The 17112-nt window shown below is 65.7% G+C and carries 19 protein-coding genes; 8 read left to right on the forward strand and 11 right to left on the reverse strand.

Annotated elements, in window-relative coordinates:
- The first annotated feature begins 40 nt into the window (after nt 1-40).
- Together ACVILH_RS28370 and ACVILH_RS28375 are read left to right on the forward strand one after the other, a co-directional pair.
- A complete protein-coding gene (locus ACVILH_RS28370; protein WP_456715831.1) occupies nt 41-481 on the forward strand; it encodes a hypothetical protein in 441 nt (146 codons plus the stop codon).
- Nucleotides 482-538: 57 nt separating this feature from the next.
- Nucleotides 539-712, forward strand: a complete 174-nt coding sequence (locus ACVILH_RS28375; RefSeq protein ID WP_456715832.1) for an RNA polymerase sigma factor region1.1 domain-containing protein — start codon at nt 539-541, stop codon at nt 710-712.
- Between the two features lie 10 nt (nt 713-722).
- Here the strand turns inward: ACVILH_RS28375 and ACVILH_RS28380 are convergent, their stop codons facing one another.
- On the reverse strand, nt 723-2120 hold the full coding sequence (locus ACVILH_RS28380) for an RluA family pseudouridine synthase (protein ID WP_456715833.1): 1398 nt from the start codon (nt 2118-2120) through the stop codon (nt 723-725).
- Between the two features lie 105 nt (nt 2121-2225).
- On the opposite strand from ACVILH_RS28380, the gene ACVILH_RS28385 reads away from it, so the two are divergent.
- A complete protein-coding gene (locus ACVILH_RS28385) occupies nt 2226-3176 on the forward strand; it encodes an alpha/beta hydrolase (protein WP_456715834.1) in 951 nt (316 codons plus the stop codon).
- A 254-nt stretch (nt 3177-3430) separates the two neighbouring features.
- On the opposite strand, the gene ACVILH_RS28390 is transcribed toward ACVILH_RS28385, so the two are convergent.
- Genes ACVILH_RS28390 through ACVILH_RS28400 form a run of 3 tightly spaced genes read right to left on the reverse strand, consistent with a single transcriptional unit; the run spans nt 3431 to nt 6597 of the window.
- A complete protein-coding gene (locus tag ACVILH_RS28390; RefSeq protein WP_456715835.1) occupies nt 3431-4768 on the reverse strand; it encodes a replication-associated recombination protein A in 1338 nt (445 codons plus the stop codon).
- On the reverse strand, nt 4765-6159 hold the full coding sequence (locus ACVILH_RS28395) for a DegQ family serine endoprotease (protein ID WP_456715836.1): 1395 nt from the start codon (nt 6157-6159) through the stop codon (nt 4765-4767). Before ACVILH_RS28395 ends, ACVILH_RS28390 begins: the two co-directional genes overlap by 4 nt.
- A 60-nt stretch (nt 6160-6219) precedes the next feature.
- Nucleotides 6220-6597 (reverse strand): winged helix-turn-helix transcriptional regulator, encoded by a 378-nt coding sequence (locus ACVILH_RS28400; protein ID WP_456715837.1) that lies wholly within the window; start codon nt 6595-6597, stop codon nt 6220-6222.
- Between the two features lie 117 nt (nt 6598-6714).
- Here ACVILH_RS28400 and ACVILH_RS28405 point away from each other — a divergent pair, with 117 nt between their 5' ends.
- The 5 genes from ACVILH_RS28405 to ACVILH_RS28425 all read left to right on the forward strand — a co-directional run bounded on the left by ACVILH_RS28405 (nt 6715) and on the right by ACVILH_RS28425 (nt 10310).
- A complete protein-coding gene (locus ACVILH_RS28405) occupies nt 6715-7731 on the forward strand; it encodes a zinc-binding alcohol dehydrogenase family protein (protein WP_456715838.1) in 1017 nt (338 codons plus the stop codon).
- Nucleotides 7732-8326: 595 nt separating this feature from the next.
- Nucleotides 8327-8650 (forward strand): hypothetical protein, encoded by a 324-nt coding sequence (locus ACVILH_RS28410; protein ID WP_456715839.1) that lies wholly within the window; start codon nt 8327-8329, stop codon nt 8648-8650.
- A 70-nt stretch (nt 8651-8720) separates the two neighbouring features.
- Nucleotides 8721-9110 carry a GFA family protein gene (locus tag ACVILH_RS28415; RefSeq protein WP_456715840.1) on the forward strand — a complete coding sequence of 130 codons (390 nt, stop codon included), beginning with the start codon at nt 8721-8723 and terminating at the stop codon, nt 9108-9110.
- 55 nt (nt 9111-9165) lie between these two features.
- A complete protein-coding gene (locus ACVILH_RS28420) occupies nt 9166-9846 on the forward strand; it encodes a site-2 protease family protein (protein ID WP_456715841.1) in 681 nt (226 codons plus the stop codon).
- Nucleotides 9847-9905: 59 nt separating this feature from the next.
- The gene (locus ACVILH_RS28425; protein ID WP_456717097.1) at nt 9906-10310 is read left to right on the forward strand and encodes a hypothetical protein; all 405 of its coding nucleotides are present in this window, start codon (nt 9906-9908) and stop codon (nt 10308-10310) included.
- Nucleotides 10311-10331: 21 nt separating this feature from the next.
- On the opposite strand, the gene ACVILH_RS28430 is transcribed toward ACVILH_RS28425, so the two are convergent.
- The 7 genes from ACVILH_RS28430 to ACVILH_RS28460 form a co-directional block, all read right to left on the reverse strand.
- On the reverse strand, nt 10332-11120 hold the full coding sequence (locus ACVILH_RS28430) for a TonB family protein (protein ID WP_456715842.1): 789 nt from the start codon (nt 11118-11120) through the stop codon (nt 10332-10334).
- A gap of 15 nt (nt 11121-11135) precedes the next feature.
- A complete protein-coding gene (exbD, locus tag ACVILH_RS28435) occupies nt 11136-11615 on the reverse strand; it encodes a TonB system transport protein ExbD (protein ID WP_456715843.1) in 480 nt (159 codons plus the stop codon).
- A 6-nt stretch (nt 11616-11621) separates the two neighbouring features.
- Nucleotides 11622-12563 carry a tonB-system energizer ExbB gene (gene exbB / locus ACVILH_RS28440; protein ID WP_456715844.1) on the reverse strand — a complete coding sequence of 314 codons (942 nt, stop codon included), beginning with the start codon at nt 12561-12563 and terminating at the stop codon, nt 11622-11624.
- A 19-nt stretch (nt 12564-12582) separates the two neighbouring features.
- Complete coding sequence (locus tag ACVILH_RS28445) at nt 12583-13272, reverse strand: Fe2+-dependent dioxygenase (RefSeq protein WP_456715845.1); 690 nt, start codon at nt 13270-13272, stop codon at nt 12583-12585.
- A gap of 2 nt (nt 13273-13274) precedes the next feature.
- Nucleotides 13275-15701, reverse strand: a complete 2427-nt coding sequence (locus ACVILH_RS28450) for a TonB-dependent receptor (protein ID WP_456715846.1) — start codon at nt 15699-15701, stop codon at nt 13275-13277.
- 241 nt (nt 15702-15942) lie between these two features.
- Complete coding sequence (locus ACVILH_RS28455) at nt 15943-16203, reverse strand: hypothetical protein (protein ID WP_456715847.1); 261 nt, start codon at nt 16201-16203, stop codon at nt 15943-15945.
- A 300-nt stretch (nt 16204-16503) separates the two neighbouring features.
- Complete coding sequence (locus ACVILH_RS28460) at nt 16504-16983, reverse strand: MarR family winged helix-turn-helix transcriptional regulator (RefSeq protein WP_456715848.1); 480 nt, start codon at nt 16981-16983, stop codon at nt 16504-16506.
- Between the last annotated feature and the right edge of the window lie 129 nt (nt 16984-17112).

Consider the following 17112-nt stretch of genomic DNA (forward strand, 5'->3'; position numbering starts at 1 on the left):
GCGGTAGATAAGGCCTGATCGACCGAAATGCGAGCCGCCGATGCGCCTCCTGCTCTCTGTCCTCCTCCTGCTCGGCAGCGCCGTCGCGGCCGTCGCCGGCTTCCGAACGCCGGAATCGCTGGTGCGCAACGTCTATGCATATTACGGCCAGGGAACGCCGGAGCTCTCCGCCGGCCTGCCGCGCACAACCGAGGCGGCGGCGCAGTTCTTCGACCCGAGCCTTGCGAAAGCCTGGACGGCGCCGCGGCGCGAGCCCTACGATTTCCTGGTGCAGAGCCCGCGCTGGAAGCTCGGCCCGGTCGCGATCTCGGTCTTGCGCAAGCAGTTCGACAAGACCTATGTGGCGGCCAGCTTCGACAACCAGGGCCGCCGCGTCACGCTGAACTTCATCGTGGTCAAAGGGCCGGACGGCTGGGTCATCTTCGACGTCGAAACCCCGCACGATTCGCTGCGGCTGTTCGTGGAGCAGTTCAGGAACTGAGCCAGAGCAGGATCGACTCTCCTCCCTTTAGGCAGAGGCCCATCCAAGGAGGTGACCATGACGGTGGCCGAGATCATTCGTCTCGCGATCGCGCTGAGCGAGCCCGACGGCGAGATCACGTTCGACGAACTGAACGGCCTATGCGGTCCGGACCGGCCGCCCGAGGACATCGAAGACGTGTTCTTGGCGCTTCATGACGCGGGCATTCAGCTCGTCGAGCAGAGGAGCTGAGTTTGCCCGCTCACTCCTCCGGCGCGTTCTCGATCGGGTCGAAGCGATCGTGCTCGAGGCCGAGCAGGTTCCAGGATTGCAGCATGTGCGGCGGCAGCGGCGCGGTGGCGTCGATGACGCCGCCGCGCGGATGCGGGATCACGATGCGGCGCGCGAGCAGATGCAGCCGGTTCTGCAGGCCGCCGGGCAGCGACCAGTTCTCGATGTTGAAGTACTTGGGATCGCCGACGATGGGGTGGCCGATATGGGCCATGTGCGCGCGCAGCTGATGGGTGCGCCCGGTCACCGGCTTCAGCGATACCCAAGCGAGCTTGTTGGCGGAGGCCTCGACCACCGCGTAGTAGGTCACCGCGTGGCTGGCGCCCTCGTCGCCATGGGCGGCGACGCGCATGATGGTGTCGTCCTCGCCCTCGTCCTTGGCGAGATAGGTCGAGATGCGGCCCTGCTTCGGCTTGGGCACACCGGCCACCAGCGCCCAATAGACCTTGCGCGCGGAGCGATGGCGGAAGGCACCGGTCAGATGCGTCGCCGCGAAGCGCGTCTTGGCGACCAGCAGACAGCCGGAGGTCTCGCGATCGATGCGGTGCACGAGCCGCGGCTTCTGGCCCTTGGCGTCACGCATCACCTCCAGCATCTGGTCGATGTGCCGCGTCATGCCTGAGCCGCCCTGCACCGCCAGTCCCGCCGGCTTGTTGAGGACGAGCACGTCGTCGTCCTCGTACAAGGTCATCGCCTTCAGACTTTCCAGCGTCTTGCGCTCGCCCTCCGTGAGACCGGCGCGCTCCTTCGGCGCGTCGAGCTTGAGCGGCGGAATGCGAACCGTCTGGCCCTCCTCCAGGCGGTCCTTGGAATCGGCGCGCTTGCCGTCGACACGCAGCTCGCCTTTGCGAACGATGCGCTGGATGTGGGAGAACGACAGGCCGGGAAAGCGCGCCTCGAGGAAGCGGTCGACGCGCATGTTGTTCTCGTCCGCCGTGACGACCACGGTCTGCACCTTCGTGGGCAGCACAGCCGTCTCCGGCTCGGCCTTCTTCGGCGGCGGCTCGGCAACCGGCTTGCGCTCGGCGCCGAAGCGCGCGGGCTGACCTGGAGCGGCGCGCTTGCCGCGCGGCTCGAACGTCTCGCGCCGATCCTCGCGCTCGCCGCGGGGGGCGCGGACGCGATCACCCTTGCCCCGCCCGAACTCGTTGCGCGGCGCGGCGTCGCGCTCGGCGGCAAAGCGCTCGCGGCGAGGACGCTCGCCCTCTGTCCGCTTCATCGGCTCACGCTTCGCCGACTCGCGCTTGGCGGGCGCGCCGGTGCTTCGCGCGGCCTCGGCCTTTGGTCGCGCGCTCTTGGGCCGCTCGCTCTTGCTGCGGTCGGTCGGGCGGTCGGATCGGGTCTGGGTTCGCTTGATGCGGCGGCTCATGGGTGGTGCCTATCGCAAAAGCCCCTGCCAGTCACGGCGAAATCACGGTAAATCGGCGCGGCAAGGCATACCTTGCGCGAATCGGACGTGATCGGAGCTGACCTGATGCTGCTGACGAGACTGGCTTTGACGATCCTGACGACCGCGCTGACGCTCGGTATCGCGCAGGCGCAGCAGAGCCCGATGCCCGACGACATCGCCTGGAAGCTGATCGAGATCGGCCGCGCCATCGACCCGCCGAAGACGGCGGCGATCTACGCGCCGCTCCAGGCGCGGGAACCCTACACTAGCGTCAAGGTCCAGCGCGACGTCCGCTATGGCACCGCCGAGCGTAACCTGCTCGACGTCTTCACGCCGGAGAGCGCGTCGGCTGCACCGCGCCCAATCCTGATCTTCGTGCATGGCGGCGCCTTCATCGGCGGCAACAAGCGCACCACGCCGGACAGCCCGTTCTACGACAACATCATGCTGTGGGCAGTGAAAAGCGGCTTCGTCGGCGTCAACATCACCTATCGCCTCGCGCCGAAATTCCCGTGGCCGGCCGGCATCGAGGATGTCGCCAGCGCCGTGCAATGGGTGGCGGCGCATGCCGCCGAGAATGGCGGCGATCCCGCGCGCATCTATCTCATGGGCCACTCCGCCGGCGCCGTGCATGTCGCGACCTATGTGGCGCATCCCGAATTCCACAAGGTCGGCGGCGGCGGACTGGCTGGCGCGATCATGGCCTCCGGCATCTACGACCTCACCGCGACCCCGCTTGGCGACCAGGAGATGGCCTATTTCGGCATCGATCCCTCGCGCTTCAAGGAGCGCTCGTCGCTGGCCGGATTGCAGGCGTCCAGCCTGCCGCTGCTGATCGCCTCCGCCGAAATGGACCCGCCGCGCTTCGTCGAGCAGTTCGACCTGCTGAAGCAGGCGGCGTGCAAACGGCCATCGGGTTGCGCCCGCGCGGTGATGCTGCCGCAGCACAGCCACATGTCGGAGGTGTATGCGATCAACACCGACGACGACCGCCTGACGCGGGAGATCGCGGAGTTCGTGCAGGCGGGGAAGTAGGACGCGGTGACCTAGGACTCGTCGGCGCTCATCGGCCGAAGTTTTTGAAGATTGAGTCCGAACTATCGCCTCGTGGATGCTGCGCTCCCTCTCCCCGTTCTTACGGGGAGAGGGGCGGGGTGAGGGGCAGACGCACGGGAAGTGTGCGTGGAAAGACCTGTACCCCCTCACCCGGATTGCATCTTTCGATGCAATCCGACCTCTCCCCGCAAGCGGGGCGAGGTGCACTGAGCAAGTCGCTTTATCCCGGCACCTCACTCCCCGCCCCGCTCCTTCCTGAGCTTCGCCCAGTAATCCAGCCGCTTGCGGATCTCGCGCTCGAAGCCACGCTCGGGGGGATCGTAGAAGTGCTGGCGGCCTAGGGCTTCGGGGAAGTAGTCCTGGCCTGAGAACGCATCCGGCGTGTCGTGGTCGTACTGATAGCCCGAGCCGTAGCCTTCGCTCTGCATCAGCTTCGTCGGGGCGTTGAGGATATGCTTCGGCGGAAGCAGTGAGCCGCCGTCCTTCGCCGCACGCTTGGCGGCGCTGAAGGCCTTGTAGGCGGCGTTGGATTTTGGCGCTGTCGCGACGTAGATCACAGCCTGCGCGATCGCGAGCTCGCCTTCGGGAGAGCCGAGAAAGTCATAGGCGTCCTTGGCGGCGTTGGCGATGACGAGCGCCTGGGGATCGGCGAGGCCGATGTCCTCCACGGCCATGCGCACGATCCGGCGCGCCAGGAACAGCGGGTCCTCGCCGGCGTCGAGCATGCGGGCGAAGTAGTACAACGCCGCATCCGGATCGGAGCCGCGCACCGATTTGTGCATGGCCGAGATCAAATTGTAGTGGCCGTCGGCGGACTTATCGTAGATCGGCGCGCGGCGCTGCAGGATGTCCTGCAATTGCACGGCGTTGAAGATCTCGCCCTTGCGCGCGGAGCGCCAGACCTCCTCCGCGAGCGTCAGAGAGGCGCGGCCGTCGCCGTCGGCCATGCGGATCAGCACATGGCGCGCCTCCTCGTCGAGCGGCAGCTTGCGGCCTTCGACTGCCTCGGCATGGCTGTAAAGCTTCTCGATCGCGGCCGCGTCGAGCGAATGAAACACCAGCACGCGGGAGCGCGACAGCAGAGCGGCGTTGAGCTCGAAGGACGGGTTCTCGGTGGTAGCGCCGACCAGCACGACGGTGCCGTCCTCCATGACAGGCAGGAAGGAATCCTGCTGTGCCCTGTTGAAGCGATGCACCTCGTCGACGAAGAGCAGCGTGCCTTGCCCGGTCTCGCGGCGCGCGCGCGCGGCATCGAACACCTTCTTCAGATCGGCGACGCCGGAGAACACCGCCGAGATCTGCTCGAAATGCAGCTCGGTGGCATCGGCGAGCAGCCGCGCCACCGTGGTCTTGCCGGTGCCGGGCGGGCCCCAGAAGATCAAGGAGCCCAGCGTGCGCGTCTCCAGCATGCGGGTCAGCGCGCCGTCGGGGCCCAAGATGTGATCCTGCCCGACCACATCGGACAGCTTGTGCGGGCGCAGCCGCTCGGGCAGCGGCCGCGGCGCGTCGTGCTCCATCCCCGCCGCGGCGAAGAGGCTCGGTCCGCCCTGCTGCGGCCGCTTCGGACTCATCCGCCGAGCGTGACGTTGATCTGCTGGCCGCCGCGCAGCACGGTGATGCGCCAGAGGCGCGCGGACTCGCGCGCGGCCTTGTCGAGGTCGGTGGTTCTGGCGATCTTCTGGTTGTTGACGGCCATGATCACGTCGCCCTTCTGGAAGCCGACATTGGCCGCCGTGGTGCCGTCGCCGGGCTCGAGAATGACGACGCCCTCGGTGTCGGCATCGAGATGCAGCTCGTCCGCGACCGCCGGCGAGATGTTGGCGACCTTGGCGCCCTGGAACGGCGAGCGGCCGTTGATCACGATCTCGTTGCGGCCGGTGTCCGGCGCCGTCTCCAGCGCGACCGCGACCTTCACCGGCTTGCCGCCGCGCTGCACCTCGATCTGCGCGGTGCCGCCGAGCGGACGGGTGGCGAAGCGGTAGTCGAAGGCATTGGGATCATCCACGGTCTGGCCGTCGATCGACACGATCAAATCCGACGATTTGATGCCGGCCCGCGCCGCCGGGCTGTTCGGCGTGACGCTCGCGACCAGCGCGCCGGTCGGCGAGCGCAGGCCGAGGCTTTCGGCGATCTCCGGCGTCACCGCCTGCAACCGCGCACCGAGCCACGGCCGCTTCACCGCCTTGCCGCCGCTCTTGGCCGAGGCCACGACGACGCGCACCATGTTGGCGGGGATCGCGAAGCCGATGCCCTGCGAGCCGCCGGACTTCGAATAGATCGCGGTGTTGATGCCGGCGAGCTTCCCGGTCATGTCGACCAGCGCGCCACCGGAATTGCCGGGATTGATCGCGGCGTCGGTCTGGATGAAGAACTGATAGTCGGTGATGCCGACCTGGGTGCGCGCCAGCGCCGAGACGATGCCGTGGGTCACGGTCTGGCCGACGCCAAAGGGATTGCCGATCGCCAGCACGACGTCGCCGACCAGGAGATCATCGGAGTTCGCGAGGTCGAGGGTTGCAAACTGCTCCTTGGTGCCCTTCAGCCTGAGCACCGCGAGATCGGTGCGGCTGTCCTTCAGCACGATCTCGGCCTCATATTCGCGCTTGTCCGCGAGCGACACCTTCACCTCGTCGGCGCCCTCGATGACGTGCACGTTCGTCACCACGAGACCGGAGGCGTCGATCATCACGCCGGAGCCCAGCGAGCGCTGCATCTGCTCCTGTGGGCCGCCCTGCAGGCCGAAGAAGCGGCGGAAGACGGGATCATCGAGGAAGGGGTTGCGGTTCTGCACCACCTTGGCGGCGTAGACGTTGACGACCGCAGGCTGCACGCGCTGCACGATCGGCGCATAGGACAGCCGCAGCTCGGCCTGGGATTGCGGCACGCGCCGCTCCTGCGCCGCGAGCGGAGATGCCGCCAGCAAGGCGAGCAGCAGGACCAGTGTGGAGCGAATCAACGTCATGCGAACAATCCTGGGAAAATGACCGCTTCGATATAGGCGGAACGGCCGGTGCGGCCAAGCTCAGGCGGCCTGATGCGGCGATTTGATGGTCTCTGCAACCGGCGCGCAGGACAGCCGTTCCTGGTGCCGCTCGCCCCAGGACCTGAGCACCTCGATCACCGGCCGCAGGCTCTCGCCGACCTCGGACAGGCTGTACTCCACCCGCGGCGGCACCTCGGCATAGACCTTGCGGACAACGAGCCCGTCCTCCTCCAGCGCGCGCAGCTGCTTGGTCAGCATGCGCTGCGTGACGCTCGGCATCAGCCGCTTGAGCTCGCCGAAGCGCTGGCTGCCGCCCTGCAGGTGGTAGAGGATGACGCCCTTCCACTTGCCGTCGATCAGGTCGAGCGTGGCCTCGACCGCGCAGCCGGGGCGGCGGGCGAAATTCTTCCGTTTCATGGTGGTTTGGCCCAATAGTATCCAAACGGGGACTAGTTCCCCGTTTTTACAGTACTTGTCGAAACGACGCCAGCACGACAAGTAGGCCCTATCGCAAGGCCAGCCAGGAGGTTGTTCATGAAGGCCGTCGGTTACCAGCAGTCGCTGCCCATCACCGAGGAGCGCGCGCTGTTCGATTTCGAAGCCGCCAAGCCCGAGCCGAAAGGGCGCGATATCCGCGTCGCGGTGAAGGCGATCTCGGTCAACCCCGTCGACGCCAAGGTGCGCAAGCGCGCCGCGCCGCCGGCCGGCGAGACCAAGATCCTCGGCTACGACGCCGTTGGCGTGGTCGAGGCCGTCGGCCCCGAGGTGACGTTGTTCAAGGCTGGCGACGAGGTGTTTTATGCCGGCTCGATCCTGCGCCAGGGCACCAATGCCGAATTCCATCTCGTCGACGAGCGCATCGTCGGACGCAAGCCCAAGAGCCTGTCGTTCGCGGAGGCTGCCGCCCTGCCCCTGACCTCGATCACCGCCTGGGAGCTGCTGTTCGACCGGCTCGGCGCCGTGCCCGGCAAGAGCCTCGACGACCGCACCTTGCTGATCACCGGGGGCGCCGGCGGCGTCGGCTCGATCCTGATCCAGCTCGCGCGCCGCCTGACCGGGCTGACCGTGCTCGCCACCGCGACGCGGCCCGAGTCGCGCGACTGGTGTCTTGCGCTCGGCGCCCACGCCGTGATCGATCATGCCAAGCCGATGAAGGAGCAGATCGACGCGCTCAAGCTGCCGCCGGTTGGCCTCGTCGCGAGCCTCACGCACAGCGACCAGCACTACAAGGCGATCGCCGAGCTCATGGCGCCGCAGGGCAAGTTCGGCCTGATCGACGATCCCGCAGAATTCTCGATCGCCGCCTTCAAGGGCAAGGCGATCTCGATCCACTGGGAGTCGATGTTCACGCGCTCGATGTTCACGACCCCCGACATCATCGCCCAGCACAATCTGCTCAACGACGTCTCCGACCTGATCGACAAGGGCGTCATCCGCACCACGCTCGGCGACAATTACGGCACCATCAACGCCGCCAACCTCAAGCGCGCCCATGCCCTGATCGAGAGCAACAAGGCCCGCGGCAAGATCGTGCTGGAGGGATGGGGCTGATAGCAGCGAGCGCGCTGCGCGATGCAGTGCCCTCTCCCCTTGCGGGAGAGGGCATCAACCGTCCTGTCCACGCGGTCGGTCGGGTGAGGGGTATCTCTCGGCAAACTGCGTACGCGGACAGATACCCCTCACCCAACCGCACTCGTCGCGCCTTCCTACATGCCCTCTCCCGCAAGGGGAGAGGGCACATTCATGAGCACCGCAGCCGCGGCTACACTCCTTCCGATCCACGCTATCAAACAGCCTCGCAGACATGCCTCATCATCCTCGCGACGTCACACATGTGACGACCGCGGTTTGCGCTCATCTCTCTCCGCATCGTCATGGCCGGGCTTGTCCCGGCCATCCACGTCGTCCGGCATGCTGAGAACGACGTAGATGCCCGGGACAAGCCCGGGCATGACGAAGTAACAAACGGGCAGGATCGTTCGGGCGAGACAGTCTCACCACTCGATGATCTCCGGCTGTGGACCTGCGAGCGCGGCCGGCCGGTCGTGATCAGCAAGATTCCCTGACAGCGCAGCGTCTTGGGGACTACTCGCCGTGCTATCGTCGAGTTGGCTTCACGATCAGCAAAGGTCCCGGCAGAGACATGATGGATAACCAAATCTCCTTCATCGCCGGCCCATATCGTTGCGTCGGCAGCCGAGTCGATCGGCACTGGGGGCACGCCCTGGAGCTGAGCCTCCATGACCGCGACAGCGGCGATGTCCTGTATGAAATCGTGTTTGCTTGCCAGCCGGCGTTCGACGGCTACGACGAGCTGCAGGCGCTGAGCACCGAGCAGCTCAGTGCACTCGCTCAGGCGCGATTGGAGAGCGGAACGCTGGACGAGTTGCTGACGCAAGCGCGCGCAGCAAAGCTAAGGCTGCTCGTTCGGTTCGAAGCGCCAGCTTCGTCGATGCATCCAGGGGCATGAGTAGGCTACAGTGCCGAAACCAACAAGCCGACCTCCTGTCGCTTTCACCCACCGCTTCGGAGCCCACCTCATGGTCCATCACGGCGGATGCTTCTGCGGCGCGGTGCGCTTCGAATGCCGGGGCGAACCGATCAACGTGCGCATCTGCCATTGCCGCAACTGCCAGAAGGCGATGGGCTCGCCTTACTTCGCCCGCGCGCTATTCTCGCATGAGGCGCTGACCATTCATGGCGAGACCGCTCGCTTCGCCTCCTCCGATGCGCTCGACCGGATGTTCTGTCCGCGCTGCGGGACGCGGCTGTTCTCCTGGCGGCACACGCGTCCCGTGGTCGGGGTGGCGCTGGCCTGCTTCGACGATCCCGATGCGTTCGCGCCGACCGAGCATATCTGGACCTCGGCCAAGATCGGCTGGGTCGAGATCAACGACGGCCTGCCGCAATTTCCGGAAAATCCCGCGTAGCATCGGGGAACCATCGTGCCTATGTAAGCCGTCACCGCCTTCCGGAACCCGCTCCTTGAACATCTCGCTCTACGGCATCTCCGTCTGGATCCTGCCGATCGTCATCGCCATCACCTTCCACGAGGCCGCCCACGCTTTCGTCGCCTGGCGGTTCGGTGACGACACGGCGCTGAAGCTCGGCCGCGTCAGCTTCAATCCGGTCAAGCATATCGATCCGTTCGGCACGATTCTGCTGCCCGGCATGCTGCTGCTGTCCGGATCGCCCTTCCTGTTCGGCTATGCCAAGCCGGTGCCGGTCAATTTCCGCAATCTGCAGCCGCTGCGGGCCGGCATGATCATGGTGGCGCTGGCGGGCCCGGCCACCAACATCGCGCTGGCGCTGGCCGCAGGGCTTGCGTTCCACGCCCTGCCCTTCGTCCCGGCCGGCGGCGCGCAGTGGGTTGCCCACAATCTGTACAATGCCTTGTCTTTCAACATCCTGCTCGCGGTCTTCAACATGCTCCCGATACCGCCGCTCGACGGCGGCCGGGTCGCCGTCGGCCTGCTGCCATCCGCCCTGGCGCGGCCGTTTGCCCGGCTCGAGCCCTATGGCATGCTGATCCTGATCGGATTTTTGATCCTGCTGCCCCTCGCAGGTTCCCAGTTCGGTCTTAATCTTGATTTTGTGTCGGGGCTGCTCCGCGCCACGACCGATTCTCTCAGGCAACTGCTTCTGTTATTGACGGGTAACGCATAAGTCTCTCGCATCCGGGACGGACAACGAGCTCCGAGGCACTCTTGGTCAAAGCCGCTGACATGATGATCGCGCGCCGCGCCGATACGCGCGCCCGTGCCGATTTCGCGACATGGAAGATGATCGCCAAGCTGAACGGCGCCTCCGGGCTGCCGCCGGCCGCGCAGGAGTTCCTGGCGAGCTACAAGACCCGGCTCGCCGACATGACGGAGCACGACGCCACCGAGGCCACCATCCGCGAGATGTACAAGGCCTATTATGCCGAGATGGGCGGCGGCGGCGCACCGCCCGAGGTGAAGCCGGTGAAGGCCGAGCCAGTCACCGACAACGTCACCGCCTTCCGCAAGCTGCCGCCGAAGCCGAAGGCCGCGCAAGGCGGCGCCACCGCGCCGCGCAAGCTGCCGGTGGCGCTGATCTTCGCGGCGCTCTGCGTGGTCTATGTCGGGATTCGGCTCTACTTGCAGTGAGGCCTTACCGACCCCACCCGCTCATTTCGGCGGGTTGAACTTGACCGGCAGGACGAAGGAGAACTCGTCCTCGGTGAGCCCGGCCGGAGGCTTCGGCACCGGATCCGAGCGGCGGACCATGTTGACCGCGGCCTGATCGAAGTCCGGATCGCCGGAGGTTTCCTTGACGTCCACCGAGACGATGCGGCCGAGCCGGTTGAGCACCAGCGCCAGCTTGAGCTGGGCGGCGACCTTCTTCCCGGACGGATACTTCTTGTGCAGCTCGAAATAGGCGCTGATCTTGCGGCCCCAATTGGCCGTCAGCCGCTCCACATCCTTGCCGATGCCGGCATTCGGCGCCTTGGTCTTCTCGGCTTCGGGCGCCTTCTCATCCAGAGCCTTGCGCGCACTGTCCTCGGACGCCTCCTGGGCCTCTGAGGCCTGGGTCTGGACAGTCGCGACCTTCTGCTCCTCGGTCGGCTTCTTCACGTCCGAGGTCGTGACCTCACGGTCGGCCTCTTCCGGCGTGGTCGGGACATCCTTGGGCAGATCGGTCTGCTCGACCTCCGCCTTCTGCTCCTGCATCTGCGGAGCAGCGGCCTGGGCCACCGAATCCTGCCCGACCGGCACCTCGTCATTATCGACCTTGGGCGAGCCCATCTCGATGTCGATGACTTCGGCGCCGGCCGCGCCGAGGCCGCCGGTCTCCTCGTCGTCCTTGAGATGCGTCAGCGCCAGCGCCGCGCCGCCGACATGCAGCAGCAGCGCGCCGAGGATGGCCAGCAACCAGAGGCGTCGCGAAGGGGCGTGACCGTGATCGAGGTCGCTCATGTCAGGCCGCGCTCCTCAAGGCTGCGCCGGCTGGGCCGCCGGCACAGCCGCAGGCCCCTGAACGGCCGCTGCGGGCGGCGCCTCCAGCGCAACGAGCTTGATCCTGGTGTAGCCGCCGACGCGCAGCAGCTCCAGCACGCCCATCAGCTCGCCATAGGGAACCAGCTTGTCGGCGCGCAGGAAGATCGGACGGTCCTTCGGCTGATCGGTCATGGAGTCGAGCTCGCGCACCAGATCGACACGCTTCACCAGGTTCTCCCCGATCGCGAGCGTGAGATCCGGCTTGATCGAGACATAGGTCGGCTTGTCCGGCTTCTTCTGCGGCGTCGCGCTGGACGACGGCAAGTCGATCGGCAGGTCGACGGTCGATAGCGGCGCGGCGACCATGAAGATGATCAGCAGCACCAGGATGACGTCGATGAACGGCGTCACGTTGATGTCGTGGGTCTCGTCGAAATCGTCGTCGAGATCGCCTTCGGAGAGCGAGACGGCCATCGCCTGCTACTCCGCCGCGCGCGCGTGGACGTTGATGTGGCTGCGATCGAGATCGCGCGACAGCAGCCGCCCCGTGGCGCCCGAGGCGCGGTTGACGAGCTCGAGATAGCCTTTCGTGACGCGCGAGAAATGATTGTAGATGATGACCGCGGGAATCGCGGCGGCGAGCCCAATCGCGGTCGCCAGCAGCGCTTCGGCGATGCCCGGCGCGACCACGGCGAGATTGGTGGTCTGCGATTTCGAGATGCCGATGAAGCTGTTCATGATGCCCCAGACGGTGCCGAACAGGCCGACGAAGGGCGAGATCGCGCCGACCGTGGCGAGCAGGCCCATGCCGACGCGCACACGCCGCGCCTCGGCGCGGACGATCTCGGTGAAGCTCGAGGCCGCGCGCTCCTTGATGCCCTCGTCGCTGTTCAGCCCGGCGGACAGACGCGCCTCAGAGATCGCGGCATGCAGCAGCGTCGACGCGACGTTCTTCGCGCTGTTGCCTTGCCCGAGCGCAAGCTGCGCCTCGGCGAGCGACTTCGCCGCCGTAAGCTTGCGCAGCGCAGCCACGAGACGCCGGCGCAGCACGGAGAACTCGATGCTCTTGGCAATCAAGATCGCCCAGCTCGCGACCGAGGCCAGCGCCAGCGCGATCATGACCGCTTTGACGATCATGTCGGCCTTGAGGAACATGCCCAGCGGCGACAGCTCGTCGAGACCGGTGGCAACCGCCTTGCCGGCGCGGGCAGCGCCGCCGTCTGCGCTCGCCGGAGCCGTCGAGATGGGCGCCGCCTGCCCTGCGGCCGGCTGGCTGGCCGCCGGCTGCGCTGAAACCTCTGTCGAGATCACTGGCGCGGACGGCGCCGACTGACCGACCTGCTGCGCGCCCGCAGGCGTGACGGCCGAAACGGTCAGAAATGACAGGACGATTGCAAACCTTGCGAGGAACGATGTCATCATATCTCGATATCTCGGCCCACTAAACCTCGGCCCATTGCCGGATCAGATTGTGATAGATGCCGGTCAGCTTGACCGCATCGGGATCGTCCCTCCCGAGGCGTTCCGCCAAGCTCTGGATCGCCGTGTCCAGATCGAAGATCATGCTCCGGACATGGGCATCCCGTATCATGCTCTGCATCCAGAAAAAAGAGGCGACCCGGGCGCCGCGCGTCACCGGCGTGACCATGTGAAGGCTCGATGACGGATACAGCACCGCATGCCCTGCGGGCAACTTGACTTCATGCGAGCCGTAGGTGTCCTCGATCACAAGCTCGCCACCGTCATAGGTGTCGGGCTCGGCGAGGAACAGCGTCATCGACAGGTCGGTGCGAATGCGAAGCCCTGTCAGCGGATCGCCGCGCACGGCATTATCGACATGGATGCCGAAATGGTCGCCTCGCGAGGCGGTGTAGCGATTGAACAGCGGCGGAAAGATCTGCAGCGGGATCGCCGCCGACAGGAAGCGCGGATTCTTCGTCAACGCACTGATGATGCGCTGGCCCAGCACCCGCGCCGCCTCGCCATCCGGCGGCAGTTGCTCGTTGCGCTTGACCATGGCCGACTGCGCCCCGGCCGTCGAGCGGCCGTCCTCCCACTCCGCCGCATCCATGATGCGACGGAAATCGGCGACCTCGTCTTTGGACAGCACGTCCGGGATGCAGATCAGCATGATCAGAACTTCGCAGTGGTCATGATGTAGAAGGCGCGGCCCGGGGCGACGGCCACGAACGGCACCGCGCTCCGATACAGCGTGTCGTAGTAAAGCTTGTTGGTCAGGTTCTGGGCGTAGAGCTTCATCGTCCAGTTCTTGTCGATCTTCTTCTCGACGAACGCATCGAACCGCCAGTAGCTCGGGAGCTCGTTGCCGGTGTTGGCCGCGAAGGTGCCGCCATAGACCTTGGAGCGGTACACCGCCTGGCCGCCGATCTCCCAGCCATTGTCGAGCTTGTACTTCGACAGCATGCTGAAGGACTGGTGCGCGATGTTGGCGAGCTGCAGGCCGATATTGGAGGGGATGCCGCTCTGCGTGACCTTGGACTGCATCAGCACCAGGCCGCCGAAGATGCTCCAGCGGTCGGTGAGCTTGCCTTCCGCCTCGATGTCGATGCCCTGGATGCGATAGGCCGCGCCCGAGGTGAGGATGCCGTTGACCGTCTCGCGCGCATTGTCCTTGGTGGTCTGGAACAGCGCACCGGACACCAGCAGGTGGCGATCGACCAGCTCCCATTTGGTGCCGAGCTCGGCCGCCTTGTTGCGCTCCGGCCCGAGCAGGACCGCGGTGTTGGCGGGAACGCCGCCGTAATCCGTCGCGGTGGCGTCGAGCTCGGAGCCGAACGGGTTGGCCGAGGTCGCATAGGCCGCGTAGATGCTGCCGATGGACATCGGCTTGTAAACGAGGCCGACATTGTAGTTGACGAGATCGGCGTTCATCTTGAGGTATTTCGGCGAGTTGGTCGACGAGCTCATGTTGTAGCCGTCGTAACGAACGCCGCCGTTGACGATGATGGTGTCCCGCCAGTTGGCGGTGTCCATCACGTAGACGCTGTTGGTGTTGACGCCGTAGCGCGTCGGATTGCCCGTCAGCGACGGCAATGTCGTGTACTGCCTGTAGGTGTACTGCGGTGAATAGAGATTGACGCCGGTGACCGCGGAGGTGCTCGTTGAGCCCGCCCCGAAGAGCTCCGCCGCCAGACCGGTGTAACGGTCGATCGAGATGTCCTCGTTCGAAAACTCCGTGCCGACCACCGCGGTGTGCTTCACGCCCCAGGTATCGAGCTTGAAGGTGGCGTCGTTCTGGTTGGCCCAGACGTCGACGGTCTGATAGCGGCTCTGCGTGCTCGCCGTCGTGGTCCAGAGCAGCGGATTCGGGCTGGTGGTGATCGGGTTCTGAGGCAGCGTGCCGATGTAGTTCAGCTCGGAATGCTCGCCGCGGAACTTGCTGGTGAGCGTGATCGCCTCGTTGACCTTGTACTCGGCGGCGGCGGTGCCGAAATCCTGCCGCGCGGCCTGGAAGTCGCGGTTGAGGAAGCCATACCAGGTGCCGCGCGGAATGCCGGCCGAGGTCACCGGCACGTTGCCCTGCTTGTAGTAGGGCACGCCGAAATCCGGATAACCCGAGAGGTCGGTATGGACGTAGTTGGTGGTGAACTTCAGGTCTTCGGTCGGCGTCCACTTGGTCGAAAGGAACGCGCCCCAGCGATCGTCGGTGACGAAGTTGCGGCCCGCGACGTTGGAGTCCTGGAACACGCCGCCGGAGCGCACCGAGACGGTCGGCGAGATCACCTGGTTGACGTCGAGGGTGACCCGCTTCTGCTGGTCGGTGCCGAACTCGGTGTCCATCCGCTTGAAGTTCGTATCGCCCGCCTGCTTGGTGACGATGTTGATGGCGCCGCCGGCGGTGCCGCGACCCGCATAGGACGAGGCCGGACCGCGCAGGATCTCGATCTGCTCGGTGAAGAAGTTCTCGCGGATCGACACCGCGGGATCGCGGATGCCGTCGATGAAGACGTCGTTGCGGGCATCGAAGCCGCGAATGAAGAAGCGGTCGCCGAACGCGTTGCCGCCTTCGCCCGAGCCCAGGGTGACGCCGGCGGTCGAGCGACCGATCTCCTTGAGCGCGGTGACGTGCTTGTCCTCCAGCACCTCCTTGCTCATCACGGTGATCGTCTTCGGCGTGTTCAGCAGCGGCTCGGGAAACTTGCCCGACGCCTGGACGCGGTTGACCTTGTAGGGCTCTGCCGCATCCGCATAGGGGTTGGCATCGGGCGCAGCGAGCCCGCCGGCGTTCGGGAACGCCACCGCGCCCTGTTGGGCGCCCTGCGTGCGGGCGGCGCGGCGCAGGGCATTGCGCGCGCGGACCTGCTCGGCGGTCGGCTTGGAGGATGAGGGCTTGGCGCGCGCGACCGGCGCATCGACATTGACCGGCGGCAGATCGGAGGCGGGTTGCGCCTCCACCGACGACACCGACGCCACCGCCATCAATCCGGCGACCGCCGATACTTTGGTGACGAAGGCCCCCTCGCCCCCGTCATTGAACTTTCCGGCAAACTTCATCGCTGCACCCTCGCGCAGCGAACGCGGTGCTCTCACCTGTCCCATTTGAATTTCACGCGCCCCAGATTTTTCTTAGTCGACATCGCTTCCGCGGATCATTCGCAGTGCGACGATGTCTGTTGGTATCGGGCGTGTTTCAGGGGGTCAATTTGAGGAGCCCTAATTTGGCCTTGAATAGTTCCAGATCAAAACAATTCTAAAAACGCTCAACTAATAACGATGCGGAACTTGAAATCGTTCTAAACAGCGCGATTGGGCTCGCGCTGTCCGCCATCCCCGGCGCCCGTCAGTTGGACGAGTCGACGGCGTCGTCGCTGCTCGGCGGCTTCATCAACGAGAACAGCTCGTCCACGGTCTGCACCGCGATTTTGCGCACGCGCTCGGAATCCTCGATGCCGGCGATCCGCACGCCGTTGACGACAGCCCTGATCTCATCGCGGAAATCGGTGAGAAAGCGCAAGGGATCGCGCTGCTCGTTGGCGACGCGCGCGATCAGGCCGGTGACGAGGATCTGGCACGCGAGCATCTTGCCGTTCAGTTCTTCCATCGAAAGCTTCCCATCTCGTTGTGTCGCACGGCGCGTCGTTGCCGCCACGGCCGACGCCGCCCTGCTCTGGTTGAAAACGCGCGCTCGCCCGACGGCTTCATCAGCCGCCAACATCTGCCGCTTCTAATCAGCTCCTATCCGGCGCGACAAGACGGCGACAATACGTCAACCGACGGCACGGGGTCATCGCGACTCGAAACAGGACGCCGGCGCGGCTGCTCGCCCCGACGGAGCAATTCCCCGCCCTTTCGCACACAGGATGCTTCGATCAAGCAACGCAACTCTGGATCGGAGGGATGCCTATCCGAGCGACCCCGGCGATTTGACCGCGATGCCGGTCTTGGCTTCGGACAGCGTCTTGATGCGCTCCTTCAGCTCGCGCAGCGTCGCGAGGCAAGAGGTCACCGCGGCGTCCGGGATGTCCTGCAGCACGTCGGTGGCCACCGCGTCACGCACCTCGTCGAGACTGTCGGCGAGCTCGCGGCCGGCCGCGGTGAGATAGAGTCGATTCGCGCGACGGTCCCTCGGATCGTGCCGGCGCTCCAGCAATCCCTGCTCGACCAGCCGGTCGAGCAGTCGCACCAGCGAGATCGGCTGCAGTTCCAGCACATCCGCAAGATCGACCTGCGACAACCCCTCCTGCGCGCGGAGCCGAAACAACACCACCCATTGCGCGCGCGTTGTGCCGCGCTGCTTGGCACGATGATCAATATAGTTGCGGAGAATGCGCGAGCTTTCGACAAGCTGCGCGATCAGCTGACGTCTGTCGTCCAGCGACATGGCCGTGACCTCCCGTGAAGTCTTGTGATCGCACTGCGAAGCTTGCCAATTGTTTAGGTTCGGCCGAGCTCTCGTGTGTTTACACATTAATTGCGTGCGTACTATATCTGGGCCGCTGGGAATGGCTTT

The sequence above is a fragment of the Bradyrhizobium sp. USDA 4353 genome, from assembly GCF_054063215.1.

What these genes read in the sequence shown, in the direction of transcription:
- ACVILH_RS28405 (WP_456715838.1), top strand. Translation starts at nt 6,715, where the DNA reads ATGAAGGCCGTCGGTTACCAGCAGTCGCTGCCCATCACCGAGGAGCGC.
- ACVILH_RS28460 (WP_456715848.1), bottom strand. Translation starts at nt 16,983, where the DNA reads ATGTCGCTGGACGACAGACGTCAGCTGATCGCGCAGCTTGTCGAAAGC.
- ACVILH_RS28375 (WP_456715832.1), top strand. Translation starts at nt 539, where the DNA reads ATGACGGTGGCCGAGATCATTCGTCTCGCGATCGCGCTGAGCGAGCCC.
- exbB (WP_456715844.1), bottom strand. Translation starts at nt 12,563, where the DNA reads ATGATGACATCGTTCCTCGCAAGGTTTGCAATCGTCCTGTCATTTCTG.
- ACVILH_RS28450 (WP_456715846.1), bottom strand. Translation starts at nt 15,701, where the DNA reads ATGGGACAGGTGAGAGCACCGCGTTCGCTGCGCGAGGGTGCAGCGATG.
- ACVILH_RS28455 (WP_456715847.1), bottom strand. Translation starts at nt 16,203, where the DNA reads ATGGAAGAACTGAACGGCAAGATGCTCGCGTGCCAGATCCTCGTCACC.
- ACVILH_RS28385 (WP_456715834.1), top strand. Translation starts at nt 2,226, where the DNA reads ATGCTGCTGACGAGACTGGCTTTGACGATCCTGACGACCGCGCTGACG.
- ACVILH_RS28395 (WP_456715836.1), bottom strand. Translation starts at nt 6,159, where the DNA reads ATGACGTTGATTCGCTCCACACTGGTCCTGCTGCTCGCCTTGCTGGCG.
- ACVILH_RS28400 (WP_456715837.1), bottom strand. Translation starts at nt 6,597, where the DNA reads ATGAAACGGAAGAATTTCGCCCGCCGCCCCGGCTGCGCGGTCGAGGCC.
- ACVILH_RS28415 (WP_456715840.1), top strand. Translation starts at nt 8,721, where the DNA reads ATGGTCCATCACGGCGGATGCTTCTGCGGCGCGGTGCGCTTCGAATGC.
- ACVILH_RS28410 (WP_456715839.1), top strand. Translation starts at nt 8,327, where the DNA reads ATGGATAACCAAATCTCCTTCATCGCCGGCCCATATCGTTGCGTCGGC.
- ACVILH_RS28380 (WP_456715833.1), bottom strand. Translation starts at nt 2,120, where the DNA reads ATGAGCCGCCGCATCAAGCGAACCCAGACCCGATCCGACCGCCCGACC.
- ACVILH_RS28370 (WP_456715831.1), top strand. Translation starts at nt 41, where the DNA reads ATGCGCCTCCTGCTCTCTGTCCTCCTCCTGCTCGGCAGCGCCGTCGCG.
- ACVILH_RS28390 (WP_456715835.1), bottom strand. Translation starts at nt 4,768, where the DNA reads ATGAGTCCGAAGCGGCCGCAGCAGGGCGGACCGAGCCTCTTCGCCGCG.
- ACVILH_RS28425 (WP_456717097.1), top strand. Translation starts at nt 9,906, where the DNA reads ATGATGATCGCGCGCCGCGCCGATACGCGCGCCCGTGCCGATTTCGCG.
- ACVILH_RS28445 (WP_456715845.1), bottom strand. Translation starts at nt 13,272, where the DNA reads ATGCTGATCTGCATCCCGGACGTGCTGTCCAAAGACGAGGTCGCCGAT.
- ACVILH_RS28430 (WP_456715842.1), bottom strand. Translation starts at nt 11,120, where the DNA reads ATGAGCGACCTCGATCACGGTCACGCCCCTTCGCGACGCCTCTGGTTG.
- exbD (WP_456715843.1), bottom strand. Translation starts at nt 11,615, where the DNA reads ATGGCCGTCTCGCTCTCCGAAGGCGATCTCGACGACGATTTCGACGAG.